The sequence below is a fragment of the Priestia sp. YIM B13491 genome (genome assembly GCF_042787605.1).
GTDB classification, from domain to species: Bacteria; Bacillota; Bacilli; order Bacillales; family Bacillaceae_H; genus Priestia; species Priestia megaterium_E.
Map to the genome: position 1 here is coordinate 123,140 of NZ_JBHZOR010000007.1, position 18,075 is coordinate 141,214.

The following is an 18,075-nucleotide window of genomic DNA, read 5'->3' on the forward strand; positions in this document are numbered from 1 at the left end:
TGTTTTATCAAAGTAGAGATAAAACGAGTTTGTCTCTAAAGAAATGTATTTGAATACAAACGAATTTTTCTAATAAAAAGGAGGAAATAAACATGAATAAGCAGGTTAATGTAAAACAGGGAACTATCGTTTGTCAAGTATGTGGGAAAGTTATTGAGAATGTAGACAACTCTGAAGGGGTTAAAACATGGTACGGGAAGTGTTCTGAGGATTGTTCCAGGAAATAACGTAGCGGTAAAAAGAGACCCCAAAAATCATTAGAATTTTAATTAAGACTATAGCTGAACAAGGAGAGTAATCTTATGAAAGTCATAATTGCTTCAGATCATGGTGGGATAAACATTCGTAAAGAGATTATAAATCTATTAGATGAAATGTCCATAATATATGAAGATCTAGGCTGTGAATGCAGCAGTTCAGTCGATTATCCGGACTATGCGATTCCAGTTTCCCAACGAGTAGCAAATGGAGAAGCGAATTTTGGAATTTTAATCTGCGGTACGGGAATTGGCATGAGTATTGCCGCTAACAAAGTAAAAGGAATTCGTTGCGCACTCGTTCATGATGTTTTTTCAGCTAAAATGACGCGTGAACACAACGATACGAACATTTTAGCCATGGGGGAACGAGTAATTGGACCAGGTTTAGCCCGCGAAATTGCGGAGACTTGGTTAACAACCCCATTTGTTGGAGGCCGTCATGAAAATCGCATCTGTAAAATTACAGAATACGAAAATGTATCAGAACCTTCTCTTGAAAGAAAATAAAGACAAAAAAGGCAAGAATCAATTTGATTCTTGCCTTTTCCTATTATTTCACTTCCTGATATGATGATTATAGATCCTATCAGAATAGCAAAACTAACCATTCCAATTCCCATACCAGTTAACCTTCCGTAAAAGCAGCTTATTATGACAACACTGAGACTAATTATTTACAATTAAAATAGATGTAATAAAATATCCCTGATTTATTATTGGGAGTTAAAGAAGTTTGTTTGCTGATGAAGAAATCTGTATGGTTAGTATCTATATATAGGAGGAAGCAAAGATGCAGGGTAAAACGATGATAACAAAAGTTATGGCTTACATAACTAGGTTTAATGGTCATCATACAGAGTTATTAGTTTACAAACACAAAGATTATCCAGAAGCAGGAGTTCAAGTTCCGGCAGGTACTGTAGAAGAGGGAGAAACAATTGAAGAAGCTTTATATAGGGAGATTAAAGAAGAATCTGGATTAATGGAGTTTTTATCGGTAACAAAATTGAAAACATATGTTTACCATCATGAAGGTAAAAGCCAGTATCATGAACGACATGTTTTTCATTTGGAAATTAAAGAAGAACCTGCAGAACGGTGGGAATATAAGGTTAATTCTAAAGGGGAAGATGCAGGATTAATCTTTTCATACTATTGGGCTCCTATTCAAGCTATTCCCAAACTAGCTGTAAATCAAGATGATTGCATTAATCAGTTATTTTTATAGTTATAAATTTATTAATAAGAGAAATATGTAGGTATCAATGAGAATAAAAGTAATTTTATATTACATCAAACCGTCCAGATATATAGCAAAGGAGAATAGGAAACATGCTTAATCAATTAAAGCTGTGGGCGAAAAAGTTAAAAAAACAGCTATTCATCTTATACTTAGCTTATAAAGATGAACGAGTATCTTGGTATATCAAATTATTTACTGCTTGTGTTGTTGCATATGCCTTCAGTCCAATCGATTTAATTCCTGATTTTATACCGGTTTTAGGCTATATTGACGATATAATCATTGTTCCTTTAGGAATTATGCTTGCTTTGAAAATGCTACCTACAAGTGTTATAGAGGACTGCACAATAAAAGCAGAAGAGCTCATTCAAAATGAACGACCTAAAAATTGGGTTGCGGGTTCAATTATTATCGTAGTATGGCTACTTATTTTTATGTGGAGCTGTTTTACTGTTTTTAAATTATTAAATTGAATGAACTCTTATCAAGAAAAAATTATAGTAGGTTTACTATCGATTGTTATGATGCAAAATGGTAAATGATATATATAATTGAAAGGAGTACATTAGAACAAATGCAGCAAATTGATATCCAAGAAAAAAAGATAGACAGAGCTCTCTTTCAATTTGTTTTCCCTTTTTCCTTAAAGCAAGGAACTGAATCTAGTATCTCCCTTTTTTTAAATAAGAGCGGATTTAAGCTATTTCAGTTAAATCAACTAGAAGACGAATGTGCATATTACGGCGATTTTAAAGTCTCACATCGTGATATGGAGGCGTATTATTTGTCTTTCACTAATAAGATACTCTTTCCACACTCAGAAAAAGAAAAAGGCCTTCATAGATATTCAAAACCTTTAAATATAAGAGGTAAGTTAATTACAGATACAGAATGCATTCCTTTTCAAATACACTCTGTGGATTTAACTACATGTCCTTATGAACTTGGGTTTTTAACCATTCGAACTGAGTTGAAACCCTTTACTTCTGTGCCGTTGTCTCATTCTTTAGAATTCGCAGATCGCTTTCGCGTATTAGAACCACGAACACAAAAAGATAGCAGTACAAAAATTGAATGCGATGGCAAGATATACAAGGGAGCAGGGGAATTTGTATTTAACAACCTCTTTGAGGGGCTCTCCCGCTTTTTTGAAGGTGATTCAAAGGAAAATTCTTATTTTGAAACCTTTTCTTTTTTTGAAGATGAAAGAATGTATGTCCAATCTTTAGTGGCATTAGAGAAAAATGAAAAAATCGATGTAGTTGATGTTTATCGAATGGGAAGTCTCTGCGGCTTAACTGTAGAGGGGAAGCCATATGTTCATGCTAATAACCTTCCTTACATTCAAGATTATTTACAAAAACATGCTTATCAGCGCTGGGCTCCTAGCACTTATTTTCTGATAGAAGAACATATTTTTACTTGTATAACGATTCAAGATGAACGTACAACTCCTGATTTAGCTAATCAGTTTTATGGAGAATTTTACTACGGGCTTGTATTAAATCTGTTTCACAAGATCGTTTTATTAAAATTAGCTAATACCTATACAGAGCTAAATATTGAAAAAGACGTAAAAGAAATGGAAAAATTAATTTATTCCATTAATTCGTTTACCGCCAATTATTTTTCGCTTGAAATAGTATCTCAGTCCCGGAGCCGTGATATTTTTTATCTTCTTAGGAAAAATTTCAATATTGAGTTGTTATATAAGGAAGCTAAACAATCTCTAGAGAGTTTATTTAGATACCAGGAAAACGTTAATGCGAAAAAAGACAGCCTGCTATTGCTGATTTTGACTCTTTATTCCGTAGTAGGTCAAATGCTTGGAATGGGGCTTGTAGTAAATGATTTTATCGGAAGAATCAAATGGAGAAATATACTTGCGTACAATCCTGTAGAATATTTTGCATTAATCTTGGCAGCTAGCGGTGTCATAATTTCTCTGATACTAGGTATACAAAGTTTATATCAATGGATAATTGACCAAAGAAATCGAAAAAAATGGGTGAAACAAACTGTATTATCTTCAACAAAGGAATGAGAGCAGTCCTTTATTTCCTCCATATTCATCTTAAAACAGAAATAAAGATCGTATAGCCTATAATTGATAACCATAGGTATCAATTATAGGCTAATTTATCTCTATGCCTTTTTAAAAAATGTTCAGCTATATCGCTTTACAATTAAAGATAAATGTTGAAATTGAGCTAATTATCCGTTTTTTTAGTGTGTTTTTTTACTGTCCATTTCTTATAGATGTAGTGTAAGAGGAAGCCTCTGTACTGATTTATAATATAGTAACTAACAATATAAAGTATACTTCCAAATAAGAAGCTATTAAGAACCATTCCTGTTAAAAAATTCTTTCCTACTTTCGCTCCTAGTTCTAGTCGATTATCCAAATCTTCATCTGCATTCTGAAGCAAAGTTTGATTAAGGTCGATTGGAAATATATATCCTCCCACTACTGTATTTAAGTAAAACATCAACGGAAAGGCCCACATAAAAAACATTCCACCAATAAGGCCCGCTATGCTGTTTCCTTTACATAATTTAGCTAAACCTACGGATATTATAAGGCCCAATCCAAAGGTAGGAACAAAGTTCACAACAGAACCTAGACTAAAACCTAGCGCAACTTTATGTGAATGATCTTTTAATCTTAATAGTTTAAGAAGTAAGTATTTAAATCGGCGCTTCAAAAATACTAATTTGCCCACATTATTCCTCCTATCTTTTCACGCTGGCATCCTATCTTTCCTTTTGGTGTATACCATTATAGAAAGGTGTTTTATTGTATTCAAGATTTGGCGTTATATAAGTAAAAAGATAAATGAGGTTAAAGAACAACAGATTTAACCATTATAAGTATATTTATACTTTATATGACAAAACAAATAATTACCTCCTAATAAATCAAGTGATTTTTGAAAATTTCACAAAAAATTCACAAATAGGTTGTTTCTTTTCTCTTTCTCCCTGCTAAAATTTTATAGTCAAGAACAAGAAAAATATAACATCGGGGGATATACTTAGTGAAAAAGATAATTTCTTCATTAGCTCTATGCTCGTCATTGATTGTGTTACCGACAATAAGCCAGGCAGCTTTAGGAGACAAGCTATTAAAAGAAGGTATGACAGATCCAGACGTAAAAGAATTACAGGATGTTTTAAGACAGAAGGGGATATTTTCAGCTACTTCGACTGGCTATTTTGGTTCAATTACAAAAGATTCAGTTTTAAGCTTTCAGCGTTCTCATAGTTTAACCGCTGATGGAATTGTAGGATCTAATACATATCAAGCGTTAATAGGTAATTCAACAAGTACGGTTACAAACGGTACACTTTTAAAATATGGAATGACTAGCAATGAAGTTGAAAAAGTACAGCAATTGTTAAAGGAAAAAGGTTACTTTAATGCCACACCAACAGGCTATTTTGGTACAGTTACTCAAACTGCGGTTATGAATTTCCAACGGGATCATGGTTTAGCCGTGGATGGAATAGTAGGTCCGGCTACTTTGAATGCTTTAAATAACGCATCTAGCAGCTCCACTGGTTCTTCAACTGTCAATAGTTCAACGCAAGCGACAGCTAGTGATATAATTGCTTATTCTAAAAAATTCATAGGCGTACCATATGTGTGGGGAGGAACATCACCGAGTGGTTTCGATTGCAGCGGTTTCATTTATTATGTATTTAAAAATGGAGGCGGAGTAACTGTACCGCGAACAGTAGCTACCTTGTATCAGTCAGGAAAAAGTACATCTACTCCAAATGTAGGAGATATTGTGTTCTTTGATACTACTGGAGGTCCTTCACATGCTGGAATTTATATTGGAAACGGGCAGTTTATTCATGCTGGCAGTTCAACTGGTGTAACTATTGCATCGTTAAGCAACTCTTACTGGGCACCTCGTTATTTAGGAAGTAAATCTATTTTCTAATAGATTACTAGTAAAAAAATATAGCAATTGAAACTAAGCAGCTTTATTATTATTTGTGTAAATAAAGTGAAAAGTCCTGATATACAGTCAGGACTTTTTGTTATAGCAGCGAACAATGGTCTTAATATAGAGGTTGAGCTTGGTTGAAAGAATTAGATGTATGTGTCCTGTAGCAGCTTGTTAATAACAATAACGCTAGCTAACATACATCATTTAGCCATTCAGGCGTTAAACACTTCTTATATAAGCTTGTTCCATTGAATGGCTTTTGAATGTTTGAGTGTACGTGTTAAACATGGAAACATTGGTAAGTATTCCTGCAGCAAGCATTAACAATGTAAGCGAAGAACCTCCAAAGCTTATAAAAGGAAGGGTGACACCAGTAATAGGAAGAAGACCTGTGACAGCCCCAAGGTTTACAAATACTTGAACAGCAATCATAACGGAAATACCGATAGCTAACAGTGCTCCAAAAGGATCACGACACTTAATAGCTGTTTTTAATCCTTTAAAAATAATAAAAAACAGTAGCCCCAATACAAGAAGTACACCCCAAAATCCCAGCTCTTCTGCAATAATGGCCATAATAAAATCCGTATGTGATTCAGGCAAGTAGCCCGTTTTTTGAATGCCTTGTCCTAACCCCATACCTAATATTCCTCCGTTTCCTATAGCCACATAAGAATTAACAAGTTGATATCCATCGCCTTGTTGATTTTCAAAAGGATGCAAGAATCCGGTAAAACGGGCCAAACGCCCCGGAGAAAACAAAAGATCCATGTTTCCGGTTACTAATAAAACGGCTAACATAACAAGTGTTCCAATTAGCCCTAATAAACTAATTTTTAAAATAGATTTCTTTGAAATTCCTGAGCATAACACAATAGCTGCAACTGTTCCTAAAATAAGCAAGGCTCCACCATAGTCAGGCTGCAAGATAATTAAGAAACAAATAAAAAGCACAACCACCATAGGTGGAAGAATCGACCTTTTTAAATCATTGATATACTCTTGTTTATTTGCAAAAACAGCGGCTAAATAGATAATAAGCGTTAATTTTGTTATTTCTAACGGCTGAATAGCAATAGGCCCTATTTTAAACCAACTTTGTGCATTACCCGCTGTATGTCCAAAAGCTAAAACTAAAATAAGGAGTGAAATAGCGACACCTAATAAAAATTTTAATACTGCTTTTTCTTGATAAATTTTATATGGTACGATAGCTGCTAATGTGAAAAGGATAAAGCCTGCTATAAGAGCAAGCTTTTGTTTTTTATAAAAATAATCCCCAGATACACCATAACGGCTAATTGCTGTTACCATGCTGGCACTATAAACCATAATTAAACCGATCAGGCTTAGAACAATTAACGCAGCAATAAATTTGTAATCGTAACATTTTAGAATTTTTTTGAACATAAAAAACTCCTCCTAAAAAACCCACCTAATAACGGCTATATACAAGAGAGAAAATAAAAAAATACACATATATTTCAATACTTTTATACGAATCTTTAGGTCTAAATTTATCTCTTTAGCCATTTTTTTATTAGTCATTGTATTACCTCACATCCTGATCAAACATATAAGCTTTTGATTGAAAGCTTATATTTAATACTAGTCCCATCAAAAACATCGTACTCATTAACGCACTTCCCCCGTAGCTTATAAACGGCAGTGGTATTCCCGTTATCGGAAGAAGTCCTATACACATGCCCACATTTTCTAAAACATGAAAGAAAACAATTGAAATAACGCCGGTACAAATGTATGTAGAGAATTGATCTTTCGTATGAAATGCGACGGTAATAATTTGGTAAATCAGCACCATAAATAAGAAAAGAATAAGGCTAGTTCCTAAGAAACCGTAACTTTCTCCAATTGCACTAAAAATAAAGTCTGAATGTTTTTCGGGAACATATACTGAAAATTTTGATGTATCTCTTCCTGAAATGGATCCGGCACCTATTGCTTTTAACACTTGCATATAGTTGTAAGACAAGCTGCCTGCATAAGATTCTGGATCAAACCACGCATAGATACGATCAAACTGATAGGATTGAACGTGCAAATATTTTTCCAATATTTTTGGGTGGTTCAAAACCATATATAAAATACCTGAAGCGATTCCTATAATTGAAGTAAAGGTAGGAAGAATGAGCTTAAAACTGACTCCTGAAACGAATATCATGACAAAGAATAAAAAGATCATCACGAGTGCCGTTCCTAAATCGGGCTGCTGCATAATAAGAAGAATAGGGACCGCTAACGTAGCTCCTAGCTTTCCAACGAGTAAAACGTCGCTTCTTATATCTCTTACGCGAAATTTTTCGTTATGATTTCGTATCACTTTACTAAATGCTAAGATTAAAGAGATTTTTGTGAACTCTGACGGCTGTATCGATCCAATACCAGGAAGGACGAACCAGCTTTTTGCACCATTTTTGACAGGAGCAATACTTTGGGGAGAAACGATGAGTAAAATAAGGATAAAAATATTTAGCCCATAAAAGAACCATGTGAATTGGTCCCACTGATCTTCATCAGGCCTCATGGTGATGAAGATAATCCCAATACCTACTGCGTACCATTCAACTTGTTTAATTACGAAGTTTGTAGAATACTGTCCTGTTTTTTGCGCGTTATAAATAGCTATACAGCTAATAATAAAAAACAGCAGCAGTGTAAAAGCAAGACCATAATTAAAGCTTTCTGACTTCTTGCGTTCCATGTTTAAAACACCTTTTCGTTATTAAATTTCTATTCCAATCACTGAATATAAGGTTCTCTAATGTATGTTAGAAAAATATCAATAAAATAGATTTCTTCTCACGATCTATCACAAACCTCCAATCTGTTTTAACTGTGATTTTTTATATAAAAGGTCTACCATACGATAGCCTGTATAATCAAAACGTTTATTAGCCCTAATTTAGTGAACAAGACATTTTTTTGACTTCAGCTTATTTTTTTTATTAAATACTATAAATTTTCCCTAAGGAAACTTTTGGAGCATAAGAAACCCTTTGAAAATAAAATTTTGACTTAGAACAAACTGAAATGTCTACATGTGTTAGCAGTTTATATATTAGAATCCTAATTTATCTTTCCTCAGGGAAACATTTTAACATTAAGGAAAAATATTTGTCTAATAAAAAACTTAGAATTTAACTACAAACTGAATTACTTTGGTTAAATTCGGTTAGAAAACTATGATGCAACTAACTCTTTTTACACTAAAAAACTGACCATAATGGTCAGTTTTTTAAGGTTAATAAATAAGCTATTTTGCTTACTTCTCATATCGTTTGTAATTTTATCATTAAAAAATGAAAAATAAGTGAAAAGAGAAATATTAATACAAATAAGTTAAAAAATATTTAATTTTATATAAAATTCATGTTATTCATGAAAATATTGAGAAAGAATGTTCTTTGAAATTTTTAATGTTAACTTTTATATAAAAGCTGTGATTGTTTACAGAATGCAAAGTTTTTTTGAAAGCACCTTTTTATTTTTATGAATATTGAGCTTTATGATACGATATGAAGTGAACTTTTTAAATGAGGGTCTATATGCAAAAAATTAAAGGTAAAAGGATAAAAATTAGTATATTTATGCTGGGATTAGGGATTATTTTTTTTCTGTTTGCCGGGAAAGAGCTTGTGGTAAACGAAAAGCCTGTAAAATCTGACGTGATCATTGTGTTAAGTGGTGATAATGATCGACTGGAGAAAGGAATTGAATTATATAAAAAAGGCTATGCGGCTCATTTAATCCTTTCGAATGGTCAAGAAAATAATTTTTATCATCAAGCCAAGGACTCAGGAATACCTGAGGATTCAATTATATTAGAAAATCACGCTACAAGTACTACGGAAAACGCTAAATTCACAAAAAGGCTAATGATGAACTATCATTTTCAATCCGCTATCGTTGTTTCTTCCAACTATCATATGAAAAGAGTAGAAAAAAACTTTAATAAAGAATTTAAGGATACCCAAATACAATTAACCTATTGTTCTAGTGGAAGTCGCTATTATAATCCACAGAGATGGTGGGAAACTGCTTTAAATAGAAAAGTTACCTACACAGAATACGTCAAGCTTATTGGCAATTATTTTGGTTTTAGCGGAAAGAAATCTAAAGAATTATTAAGAGAATTTATCTAAAAAATTGCAAAAAAGTCCATAGGGGATGCCTCTATGGACTTTTTGCTTTTTGAGATGACGAGGAGTAGTTCAACATAGTCCTGTGATGATAGATTATTTGTTTAACATAAAGGAAAGCATAGTGCCCCATATAAAGATTACTAAATAGAATAATCTTTGCAGCAGACCGGTAGGCATAGGAACAAAAAATACAAGCATAATGAGTATGAGGATGACTAGTAAGGAGACTAAACAGCCATAAGTCCAATACTTGCCGCTGGTTAAGGAGGATGCATATATCCATAGACCAGCTAAAACAGTGATCATGCCAAGTTGAGCGAATATTGAATGCCAAAATAAATTTATATCAGCCGGTATAAAGCCTGAAACAACGTTACCTAAAGCTAATATAAGAATAAAAGCTGTTGCTAGCTGGGTTATTTTTGTTTTCTTGAGTTTTTGTGAAATGTACAGAACACCAATCGAAAGTGTTAATCCGTTTATAATAAACAATACGTTCATCCAGAAATGGTGAGGAGAGCAAATGTCATGAGGTGCAATTGAATAGGTGTAGGTTCCACAAGAAGTTACGCCAAGATCACTCATTGCGTGATTTAAAAAACTGTAGGGAGCAGTTGAAGTCAAAATAAAGAAAGGTTCAACTAAAAAATACAAGCAAGTAGCAAACCAGCTTAAAATGCCAACCTTTTTCGATATATACAGAATCATCACCTCTTAAAAAGCGTTATATACGAATTGTATATCTAAATAATGTTAAACAGAATGGTCTTGAAGCCTATTTTTATGTAGGGCTTGAGGTTGATGTGAGGAAGGAGGACAAAGTGTTTAAACTTGGAGGTACTTAGGAAAAGACCTCTTTACTAATGTTTGGTAGCGGTAAAGAGGTCCAAAAGCTGCTTAATTAGAAATGAATAACTGCTGATTATAAGGCTTAACTTACGTGTAGTTTAATGTATCCAAAACGCAGTGACATTCAAGGCGTTTTATCTAAAATTTTATAATCTGATGTTTTTTGAATATCTACATCATATTCATGTGCAAATCTTTCTAATTCCCTAAAAACATTTGGTGGATTAAATAATGCTATTCGCATATTCCAGCCGTTTTCTACTTGTACTACAGCCAATTTTGCTTTCCAACTTAACCTTTTAAATACAATTCTTTTAATGTCCATTGGTTTAACGGTTTTTGCATATACTTTAAACCATAATATATATGTTCTATAGGTTAAAGCATCTTTGTCTATCTGAAATTCATATCTGAGGAAAAGGGAAAGAAATGAACAGAGGATAGCAAAAAGAAGTAAGAAGGCAAGTACTTTATATTGAATTGCTTGAATGAATAATAAAGCATACAAAAGTAATAAAGCAAACATGATAGTTTTTTGAGCGGTAGCTTTAAATAACATAGAATCTCCTTTCTTTAGTAAATAAGCCAATTGGTTTTTTCTATGATATTATTTAAGTGTTAATTTAGGTTAGATTTATATTGGGAGGTCTTTTACATGTATAACACCATTTCAGATTTTATCAAAGAATGGAACAGCGAAGCCATGCTAACTCAAAAAGTTTTGGATAGCTTAACAGATGATTCGTTGAAACAACAAGTTTGCCCTGAAGGACGTACGTTAGGAAGAATCGCTTGGCATTTTACAACAAATATTCCAGATTATCTAACTGAATTTGGACTGAGCATAGATAGAATAGAAAGTACAGCAAGCGTTCCATCTTCAGCACAGGAAATCGCTATAACCTTTAAAAATGTAAGTTCTCACGCTGCTAAAATCATTGAACAGCAATGGACAGATGAATCTTTAGGACATACGCAAGAAGCGTTCGGAAGAACCCAATCAAATGCCACAATCTTAATGGGACTAATCAAGCATATTGTTCATCACCGAGGTCAAATTACCATTCTGATGCGTCAAGCAGGACTGAAACCCCCTGGAGTTTATGGGCCTCCAAAAGAAGATTGGGTTCATTTAGGTGTGGAAAACCCACCGCTTTAATAATATCAGGTAAATAAAAAAGAGGCTGTCCATAGAAAATACTATAAAATTTTTTCTCAGGCAGCCTTTACATAAAACCTAATTAATCAGTTAGTACTTACTCTGAAAAAACTTTTGAGTACTGCACAACACCTTGCATATTTTTTAATAATCCCTCTGTTAACTCTAAGGTCATAAAGAATTCTTCAGGCACGTCAAAATGTTCTTTCTTATCGCTGTATTCTTCATTTTAAAAGGCGCTTTTCACAACTTTTTCAGTTTTATTATATTCTTCAGTGAGTTCTTGATTAATTAAAATATCCATACTTAGTATGGATATATTTTATAGTGTTATATTTTATGAGTCCACCTTTAATACATAATATTTGTAAATTTTTATGGTAAAATATACTATATATGTTAAATTGAAGTGTGTAAAGAAGGGATAATATCTGATGTTAAACGTATTATTTATATGTTTAGTAAGCTGCTTCATCATTTATATTGGGAAACGTGTATGGAAAAAAGGTAGTACTAATTTTATTGCTGGGTATGGAAAGATATTTACACCTAAGGATGAAAAACAGCTCGCTAAAGGAATTGGGCTTATTATTATGTTGTTTGGCTTTGAATCTATGATATTTCCTATTCTCTCTTTGCTTTTTGAAGGGATCGGCTTTTATTATGGGTTTCTGGTTGTATTAAACTTTTTCGCTATATTTGGGCTTATGATAAAGGATCAGGTGTAAAGAGAAGCCTAAAGGGGGAGAAAACGATCAATAAAAATATTCGGCTTATGATTGGTTTAATCAGCACTATTATCCTGTGTTTTTATGGAGTAAGAAGTTTATTCATACATGAAACAATACCGTTTTCTTCTTATCTCTTTGCGGTAGGTGGAGCTATTTCTACCATTGCTCTTATCTGGGAATTAATAAAGAAAGATGCAGCTTAAATTGAAAGAAGTGATGATGTGAAAAGACGATGGATTTCCTGGTGTATAGCTAATATAATTTGGATCATACTTTTCGCTGTAGGCACAGCTGTTATCTGGACAAGAGAAGTGGATGGAGCGGGTGTTACCCAAACACCGGAGCTAAAATTATTGGGATTTATAGTGTTGCTAATTGCATGTATTTTCCCTTTGATTATTCAAGTTATATGGCTAATTATTAATTTTAAAGTTAGTAAGCATGTACTATAGAAAATAGGAATAATGTTATGGAATAGAGAGGGATGATGTGTATGCAAAGCAAAAAATGCTCTAAATGTGATTCAGCTCTAATCAAAGATCGTATTCAATTATCACCTGGTACAGTAGGTGTAAATAAAACACCGAGTAGCGTATTAAATAACAATCACCATTACAGCGAGTTAATACCTTATGTTTGTTCAAGCTGCGGTTATGTGGATTTTTATGTGGAGGAACCCGGAAAGTTTGTTTAATAGAACTTTTAGGATTGTTCGTTTTGGAATACATTATGATACGTCACTGAACTTGGTATATCGCCTAATATCAATTTTAATCAAGGGGTAAGGAAAATGATTTTCGGAGGCTATTATGAAGAGAACACTTAGTTTTCTGTCAGTAGTTTATTTAACCGTTCTAACTGCATGTAATCAAGAAAGTACAGGGGAAAATATAGAGAGTTCTTCTGCTATCATTGTTGTAGTTGAAAACAAGGAATATAACGGAACAGAAGATAAATTAGATCAAACACAAGAAATAGGAGACCAAATAGGAACCATAGAAAAGAAAACTAAAGCAACTACGATGCCCGAAGGTAATAATCAATCAAACTATTTTACAGTTGGTTCAGAAATCTATTCAGTAAAAGGAACAGAGGATTATATTATAGTTAAAGATAAAGATCATAAAAGTCAGTTAATGAAAAAGGTAGCCCAAAAAAGTTGAGTATTATTTAAGTTGACTACTTTGTCTTTCAGAAAATACGTTCTACGTGAGCGTATTACATATATCAAAACCTAATTATAGTAAAACAAAAAAATTTTAAGAGGTCGAAAGTGAATAAAAAAATTCGATGGGGCTTAGCTAGTTGTATAACAATTATAGGGGCGTTAAGTATATATTTTTTGTTCTTTTCTTACGATAAGTTTTATGTAACAAAAGACGATAATATGTTTAACACAAAGCTTTTAAGTGATACATATGGAAAATATGAGTGCACAGAGATGTCTGATCAAACAAAGTATGACTCTAAGAAATATTTTAGAGCCTTTGGTAAAACACAAAATGGGGATTTTGTTTATGCTATTAAAGGTGATCCTAAGCATAAACAAGTGCTGCTAATTGAAAACACCGAGATGCCTGCGTGGTTTTTGTACTCGCGTCAATAAAGGTGCTAAAGTGTCTGTAAAACCCATTATGGTAAATAAAGATGTTGCATCATTTTTCTTTTGAAATATATTTCGAATACAGAAGGGGCTGTGTTATGAAAAAGTGGTTATACTTACCTTTTATTCTATCTTTGGTTATTCTATGTGCAGCATGTTCAAGTTTAACTTGGAAAACACAATACGCGGATTCTCCACCTAAAGAGTTATTGTCAGATGGAGAAGAATATTCTATTTTGGCAGTAGGAGAAGAGATCGATCATCCAGAGGAAATAATGGGTTTAAAACAAGTTCGATATTTTTCTTCGTTGGAAGAAGTAAAGAATCAATATCCGGACTTAAAGGTAGAAGGCAGCCCTTTCTTTATTATTTTTAATGATAAAGAAGTCGTTTTAAGAACTTCAGAATTAAACAAAGCGATACGTTTTGTAGAAGAAAATTACTAGATACAAAAACAAATAAAAGACACCAAGGAAACATAAAGCACCTTGGTGTTTTTACGTTTAATAATAGCTCATATGACAATTATAAAATACAAAATATAGAAAATGTAATAACATATGTTTATTGTTGGGGGACAAAAAATGTTTGGAGGAGAAATATGAAAAAGTTCTATCTTGGTTTGTTTATTATGTGTTTGGTGTTTATCATCTCCGCTTGTTCAAAAACGGAATATGTAAACAATGTTGAGTACCTAAAATTACAAAAAGCAGAGGTAACGTTAACAGATGATAAAAAAATCGTTGGGGAAATGATAGTACCTGATAAAAAGAATAAAAGTAAAAGTATCGTTCCAATGGAGTTACGCTATACATTTACGATGGAAAATACGTCTAATAATATTATGGCTCTCTTTGATTCTGCTAAAACAAACATTCGCATAGAACCAGATAAGGAGTTAGTATCAGCTGTAAAGGAATCAATTGGTTCAAATATTTATAATATGGATAACAATAAGTTAGGTATTGGTATGAGTATAGGAGAAATTCCATCTAAAGGAACAAGTAAATTTACTCTTAGTTATACCTTAGGAGCAAAGGAAAAAAATAATGAATTACCTCTTTTACCAACTGAAGAAGAACTAAAAAAGCTACAAGCTAATGCGTTAAAGGGTACGCTCATTATCTCCCAAGATGAAAAGGATATTGCAAAGTTTAGGTTAGATTCAAGCCAATAAACATGATTAATAAGTTTAAATAGATTAATAGCTCGCTAATTCTGTATATCGTCAGCGTTAGCGAGCTATTGTTTTTATATTTATACGCTTGTATGTGGATTTACTTTTCCAAAAAATAAAATTGATTAGCCCTACTTATTTGGTTACGATAAGCGCTCGAATAATTTCATTCCAATAGTATTTGAAGTTTTTGTCACTTGTATTTTTTGGCATTAGAACGGTTGATTCCTTTGTATTCTCTTTTTTTATAGACATTATGATTTCCCCCTTATCTCTTTATATTTAGTGTGTTGTGGTTTGATTTACCATATTTTATAATGAAATTAGCAATCGTTACAGATGAACATTACGATTGAATCAATCGAAATATCCGATTATAAAGAGGTGAGGAAAATCGAAATAAAACAACTGATTACATTTAAAACAGCTGCAGAAAATTTAAATTTTACATATACAGCTAAAATTTTGAACTTTGCTCAATCAAGCGTTACCGCTCAAATAAAAGCTCTTGAAAATGAACTTGAAACGCCTTTATTTGAACGTCTCGGAAAGCGCTTGGTTTTAACAGAAGCAGGTAGAGAATTCAAAAGGTACGCCGATAAACTGATTCAATTGACTAAGGAAGCAAAAAACGCTGTAAGTGGAGTGGAGGAGCCCGCAGGTACACTTATCATTGGATCTTCTGAAAGTCAGTGCACGTATAGATTGCCTCCAATATTAAAAGAGTTCAAGGATCAATTTCCAAAGGTTAAAATGATCTTTAAGCCCATTTACTCTCAAGAACAAACGAGAGCGCAGCTACTAGATGGCACTCTTGATATTGCCTTTACATTGGAGCCTATTCAGCATTACGATGCAAATCTACATACGCAATGTCTTGTTGCAGAAAACCTAAAAATTATAGCTTCTCCTCAGCATCCTTTAGCTAATAAAGCGGAAATCTACTTAGAAGACCTTGAGAATGAGACTCTTTTGTATACTGAGTCGGGTTGTTCATACCGGGTAGTATTGGAAAACTTGTTTCGTGAGGCGGGTATTTGCACATCAACTAAATTTGAATTTGTAAGCGTAGAAGCTATTAAACAGTGTGTAATGTTAGATTTAGGTATTGCCATACTACCGGAAGTAGTAGTAAAAGCGGAAGTTGAGAAAGGTATATTAAAAGAATTAGCATGCACTAAAGTTGATACACCTCTTTACACACAAATGTTTTGGCATAAAGATAAATTCATGTCTCTTCCTTTGCAATCTTTTATTCAATTGGCTTGCAGTACTTTTGGTTTAAATTATATAGGTCTCGAAAGTAAAAAACTCTAGGTGCGTTATGCTGACTAAAGAATTACACAGGATACATAAAATAATCTAATATCTTTCCTAATAAGATAAGAGGTGAAGGAAATCTTCATTCCTTCGCTAATATATAGATGAACCTTAATAATCTAGATTTTAATTGGTGAAATCTGAGTTAGGAGTTGATCTAATTTGAAAATGGGAGTAAATCAAATTGAACTAAATGGTTTAACATTTCAATATCGAGAGGCGGGCGAAGTTTCGGCACCCGCTATTATTGCACTTCACGCTTTGGGAATGAGTGCAGAGTCTTGGGATGAAGTAGCAGCTGTATTAGGGAAGGAATATCGGTTTCTAGCTTTAGATCAGCGAGGACACGGTGGAAGTGAGAGAACTGACGCGTACACGTTTGAACTCATGTGTGATGACTTGCTTCAGTTTGTAAATGCGATGAATTTGGAGCGCTTTACGTTAATTGGGCATTCTATGGGCGGTACGGTGTCCTATCTTTTTTCTGAAACATTTCCAGAAAGGGTAGATCGGCTGATTGTTGAAGATACTCCTCCACCTTTTACAGGAGAGAAGTTCGAAATTCCTGCCAAACCGCCTGGTTCTTTACCGTTTGACTGGGAGGTTGTACCTTCAATTCTTCAACAGTTAAACAACCCCAAACCTAAATGGTGGGGAAGTCTTACAGAGATAATTGCACCTACTCTCATCATAGGAGGAGGATCCAGCCATATTCCTCAAGATAAATTACAGGAAGTTTCTAAGCGCATTCCAAATTGTAAATTAGCAACGATAGAAGGGGCTGGACATGAGGTGCATACAGGAAACTTATCCGCTTTTTTAACTGCTGTGAAAAGCTTCCTTGATGCGTGACTTTCTGGAGCTTTTATTTAATTTGAAAGTTTGGTGAAGTAAATAGAAAACAAATAAAGAGCCTTATTTAAGGCTCTTTATTTGTTCTTATTCTTTTACGATAGGAACATTCTTAAAAAATTGTTCTCGAATAGCTGCCGATTTAACTGCTTTATTAATCTTCTCTTTATTATTATCTATAAATTGCTGTGCTTTTTCTTTATCAAATAACTCATTGCTATCTGGTAAAGTTTGAATGTTTTTGGAAATGAATTGTTTCATTTCTTCTCTAGATACTGAGAATTTCTGATCATCTATTTTAAAACTGTACCCTTCAGCATTAGGTATTAGTATCGTTAAATAAATAGCATTATAAAGAAAGTTTTTCTCTAGTGTATCCTTACCGTCGAGCCAATATTTTAATATTTCATCTTCTGATAAAGAGTCCTCTTTAGTACCATACATTATTTTTGGTGTTTTATTATGTAAATTAATTTCTTTAAACGTTTCTCCTCCAGGCAATGCTCTTACGATAGCTACTACGTTAGAATTATCTCCAACATAAGTTCCACTGTGGTCTTTAAGATCTTTTACATCAACAGTGTTAATGCTTGTGACTTCTTCTTTTGAAGAACAGCCGGTTATACCTACAAGGATTAATAAGATTAAACAAAAAAGCACCTTAAAATATTTCATAAAAACCTCCACTTTCTTACTGTAATACCCTTATGTGGATATTTCGCGAATTATCAGTGTATCGTAAATATGATGTTTTGAAAA

The 18,075-nt window shown here is 33.2% G+C and carries 22 protein-coding genes; 16 read left to right on the forward strand and 6 right to left on the reverse strand.

Annotated features, from left to right (window positions below; genetic code table 11):
* Positions 1-92: 92 nt before the first annotated feature.
* The 5 genes from ACFX4E_RS22460 to ACFX4E_RS22480 all read left to right on the forward strand — a co-directional run bounded on the left by ACFX4E_RS22460 (position 93) and on the right by ACFX4E_RS22480 (position 3,547).
* Complete coding sequence (locus tag ACFX4E_RS22460) at positions 93-227, forward strand: GapA-binding peptide SR1P (protein ID WP_107917869.1); 135 nt, start codon at positions 93-95, stop codon at positions 225-227.
* A gap of 75 nt (positions 228-302) precedes the next feature.
* Positions 303-767 carry a ribose 5-phosphate isomerase B gene (gene rpiB, locus ACFX4E_RS22465; protein ID WP_377238481.1) on the forward strand — a complete coding sequence of 155 codons (465 nt, stop codon included), beginning with the start codon at positions 303-305 and terminating at the stop codon, positions 765-767.
* A gap of 283 nt (positions 768-1,050) precedes the next feature.
* Positions 1,051-1,488 carry an NUDIX hydrolase gene (locus tag ACFX4E_RS22470; RefSeq protein ID WP_098248888.1) on the forward strand — a complete coding sequence of 146 codons (438 nt, stop codon included), beginning with the start codon at positions 1,051-1,053 and terminating at the stop codon, positions 1,486-1,488.
* Positions 1,489-1,592: 104 nt separating this feature from the next.
* Positions 1,593-1,976, forward strand: coding sequence for a YkvA family protein (locus tag ACFX4E_RS22475; RefSeq protein ID WP_098248887.1), 384 nt, complete (start codon positions 1,593-1,595; stop codon positions 1,974-1,976).
* Positions 1,977-2,077: 101 nt separating this feature from the next.
* Entirely contained in the window at positions 2,078-3,547 is a 1,470-nt protein-coding gene (locus tag ACFX4E_RS22480; RefSeq protein ID WP_098578980.1) for a hypothetical protein, read from the forward strand.
* Positions 3,548-3,713: 166 nt separating this feature from the next.
* On the opposite strand, the gene ACFX4E_RS22485 is transcribed toward ACFX4E_RS22480, so the two are convergent.
* Positions 3,714-4,226, reverse strand: a complete 513-nt coding sequence (locus ACFX4E_RS22485; protein ID WP_028409973.1) for a DUF2062 domain-containing protein — start codon at positions 4,224-4,226, stop codon at positions 3,714-3,716.
* A gap of 315 nt (positions 4,227-4,541) precedes the next feature.
* On the opposite strand from ACFX4E_RS22485, the gene ACFX4E_RS22490 reads away from it, so the two are divergent.
* On the forward strand, positions 4,542-5,453 hold the full coding sequence (locus ACFX4E_RS22490) for a C40 family peptidase (protein ID WP_028409974.1): 912 nt from the start codon (positions 4,542-4,544) through the stop codon (positions 5,451-5,453).
* A gap of 228 nt (positions 5,454-5,681) precedes the next feature.
* Here the strand turns inward: ACFX4E_RS22490 and ACFX4E_RS22495 are convergent, their stop codons facing one another.
* Together ACFX4E_RS22495 and ACFX4E_RS22500 are read right to left on the reverse strand one after the other, a co-directional pair.
* A complete protein-coding gene (locus ACFX4E_RS22495) occupies positions 5,682-6,872 on the reverse strand; it encodes an FtsW/RodA/SpoVE family cell cycle protein (RefSeq protein WP_028409975.1) in 1,191 nt (396 codons plus the stop codon).
* A gap of 142 nt (positions 6,873-7,014) precedes the next feature.
* Positions 7,015-8,184, reverse strand: coding sequence for an FtsW/RodA/SpoVE family cell cycle protein (locus tag ACFX4E_RS22500; RefSeq protein ID WP_028409976.1), 1,170 nt, complete (start codon positions 8,182-8,184; stop codon positions 7,015-7,017).
* Between the two features lie 844 nt (positions 8,185-9,028).
* Here ACFX4E_RS22500 and ACFX4E_RS22505 point away from each other — a divergent pair.
* The gene (locus tag ACFX4E_RS22505; RefSeq protein WP_028409977.1) at positions 9,029-9,625 is read left to right on the forward strand and encodes a YdcF family protein; all 597 of its coding nucleotides are present in this window, start codon (positions 9,029-9,031) and stop codon (positions 9,623-9,625) included.
* 93 nt (positions 9,626-9,718) lie between these two features.
* On the opposite strand, the gene ACFX4E_RS22510 is transcribed toward ACFX4E_RS22505, so the two are convergent.
* Together ACFX4E_RS22510 and ACFX4E_RS22515 are read right to left on the reverse strand one after the other, a co-directional pair.
* Positions 9,719-10,333 (reverse strand): DUF998 domain-containing protein, encoded by a 615-nt coding sequence (locus ACFX4E_RS22510; RefSeq protein ID WP_221840346.1) that lies wholly within the window; start codon positions 10,331-10,333, stop codon positions 9,719-9,721.
* 265 nt (positions 10,334-10,598) lie between these two features.
* The gene (locus tag ACFX4E_RS22515) at positions 10,599-11,033 is read right to left on the reverse strand and encodes a diguanylate cyclase (RefSeq protein ID WP_217599304.1); all 435 of its coding nucleotides are present in this window, start codon (positions 11,031-11,033) and stop codon (positions 10,599-10,601) included.
* A gap of 96 nt (positions 11,034-11,129) precedes the next feature.
* On the opposite strand from ACFX4E_RS22515, the gene ACFX4E_RS22520 reads away from it, so the two are divergent.
* The 9 genes from ACFX4E_RS22520 to ACFX4E_RS22560 all read left to right on the forward strand — a co-directional run bounded on the left by ACFX4E_RS22520 (position 11,130) and on the right by ACFX4E_RS22560 (position 17,316).
* Positions 11,130-11,633, forward strand: a complete 504-nt coding sequence (locus tag ACFX4E_RS22520) for a DinB family protein (protein ID WP_028409980.1) — start codon at positions 11,130-11,132, stop codon at positions 11,631-11,633.
* Between the two features lie 434 nt (positions 11,634-12,067).
* Positions 12,068-12,361: a hypothetical protein gene (locus tag ACFX4E_RS22525; RefSeq protein ID WP_279620719.1), complete on the forward strand. Its 294-nt coding sequence runs from the start codon at positions 12,068-12,070 to the stop codon at positions 12,359-12,361.
* Positions 12,362-12,585: 224 nt separating this feature from the next.
* Positions 12,586-12,816: a DUF3923 family protein gene (locus ACFX4E_RS22530; protein WP_377238482.1), complete on the forward strand. Its 231-nt coding sequence runs from the start codon at positions 12,586-12,588 to the stop codon at positions 12,814-12,816.
* A 357-nt stretch (positions 12,817-13,173) separates the two neighbouring features.
* Entirely contained in the window at positions 13,174-13,527 is a 354-nt protein-coding gene (locus ACFX4E_RS22535; protein WP_098248881.1) for a hypothetical protein, read from the forward strand.
* A 110-nt stretch (positions 13,528-13,637) separates the two neighbouring features.
* A complete protein-coding gene (locus tag ACFX4E_RS22540; protein WP_098333486.1) occupies positions 13,638-13,970 on the forward strand; it encodes a hypothetical protein in 333 nt (110 codons plus the stop codon).
* A 95-nt stretch (positions 13,971-14,065) separates the two neighbouring features.
* Complete coding sequence (locus ACFX4E_RS22545; RefSeq protein ID WP_377238483.1) at positions 14,066-14,413, forward strand: outer membrane protein assembly factor BamD; 348 nt, start codon at positions 14,066-14,068, stop codon at positions 14,411-14,413.
* Between the two features lie 155 nt (positions 14,414-14,568).
* Complete coding sequence (locus ACFX4E_RS22550; protein WP_377238484.1) at positions 14,569-15,144, forward strand: hypothetical protein; 576 nt, start codon at positions 14,569-14,571, stop codon at positions 15,142-15,144.
* 393 nt (positions 15,145-15,537) lie between these two features.
* Positions 15,538-16,461, forward strand: coding sequence for a LysR family transcriptional regulator (locus ACFX4E_RS22555; protein WP_176524054.1), 924 nt, complete (start codon positions 15,538-15,540; stop codon positions 16,459-16,461).
* A 165-nt stretch (positions 16,462-16,626) separates the two neighbouring features.
* Positions 16,627-17,316: an alpha/beta fold hydrolase gene (locus tag ACFX4E_RS22560; protein WP_377238486.1), complete on the forward strand. Its 690-nt coding sequence runs from the start codon at positions 16,627-16,629 to the stop codon at positions 17,314-17,316.
* An 87-nt stretch (positions 17,317-17,403) separates the two neighbouring features.
* Here ACFX4E_RS22560 and ACFX4E_RS22565 read toward each other — a convergent pair whose 3' ends face one another.
* The gene (locus ACFX4E_RS22565; RefSeq protein ID WP_098333484.1) at positions 17,404-17,991 is read right to left on the reverse strand and encodes a DUF4825 domain-containing protein; all 588 of its coding nucleotides are present in this window, start codon (positions 17,989-17,991) and stop codon (positions 17,404-17,406) included.
* Positions 17,992-18,075 lie beyond the last annotated feature (84 nt).

Excerpts from the sequence above, each read along its gene's own strand:
- ACFX4E_RS22520 (WP_028409980.1), top strand. The coding sequence starts at position 11,130 with ATGTATAACACCATTTCAGATTTTATCAAAGAATGGAACAGCGAAGCC.
- ACFX4E_RS22475 (WP_098248887.1), top strand. The coding sequence starts at position 1,593 with ATGCTTAATCAATTAAAGCTGTGGGCGAAAAAGTTAAAAAAACAGCTA.
- ACFX4E_RS22495 (WP_028409975.1), bottom strand. The coding sequence starts at position 6,872 with ATGTTCAAAAAAATTCTAAAATGTTACGATTACAAATTTATTGCTGCG.
- ACFX4E_RS22505 (WP_028409977.1), top strand. The coding sequence starts at position 9,029 with ATGCAAAAAATTAAAGGTAAAAGGATAAAAATTAGTATATTTATGCTG.
- ACFX4E_RS22535 (WP_098248881.1), top strand. The coding sequence starts at position 13,174 with ATGAAGAGAACACTTAGTTTTCTGTCAGTAGTTTATTTAACCGTTCTA.
- rpiB (WP_377238481.1), top strand. The coding sequence starts at position 303 with ATGAAAGTCATAATTGCTTCAGATCATGGTGGGATAAACATTCGTAAA.
- ACFX4E_RS22550 (WP_377238484.1), top strand. The coding sequence starts at position 14,569 with ATGAAAAAGTTCTATCTTGGTTTGTTTATTATGTGTTTGGTGTTTATC.
- ACFX4E_RS22525 (WP_279620719.1), top strand. The coding sequence starts at position 12,068 with ATGTTAAACGTATTATTTATATGTTTAGTAAGCTGCTTCATCATTTAT.
- ACFX4E_RS22470 (WP_098248888.1), top strand. The coding sequence starts at position 1,051 with ATGCAGGGTAAAACGATGATAACAAAAGTTATGGCTTACATAACTAGG.
- ACFX4E_RS22510 (WP_221840346.1), bottom strand. The coding sequence starts at position 10,333 with ATGATTCTGTATATATCGAAAAAGGTTGGCATTTTAAGCTGGTTTGCT.
- ACFX4E_RS22460 (WP_107917869.1), top strand. The coding sequence starts at position 93 with ATGAATAAGCAGGTTAATGTAAAACAGGGAACTATCGTTTGTCAAGTA.
- ACFX4E_RS22515 (WP_217599304.1), bottom strand. The coding sequence starts at position 11,033 with ATGTTATTTAAAGCTACCGCTCAAAAAACTATCATGTTTGCTTTATTA.
- ACFX4E_RS22565 (WP_098333484.1), bottom strand. The coding sequence starts at position 17,991 with ATGAAATATTTTAAGGTGCTTTTTTGTTTAATCTTATTAATCCTTGTA.
- ACFX4E_RS22500 (WP_028409976.1), bottom strand. The coding sequence starts at position 8,184 with ATGGAACGCAAGAAGTCAGAAAGCTTTAATTATGGTCTTGCTTTTACA.
- ACFX4E_RS22545 (WP_377238483.1), top strand. The coding sequence starts at position 14,066 with ATGAAAAAGTGGTTATACTTACCTTTTATTCTATCTTTGGTTATTCTA.
- ACFX4E_RS22480 (WP_098578980.1), top strand. The coding sequence starts at position 2,078 with ATGCAGCAAATTGATATCCAAGAAAAAAAGATAGACAGAGCTCTCTTT.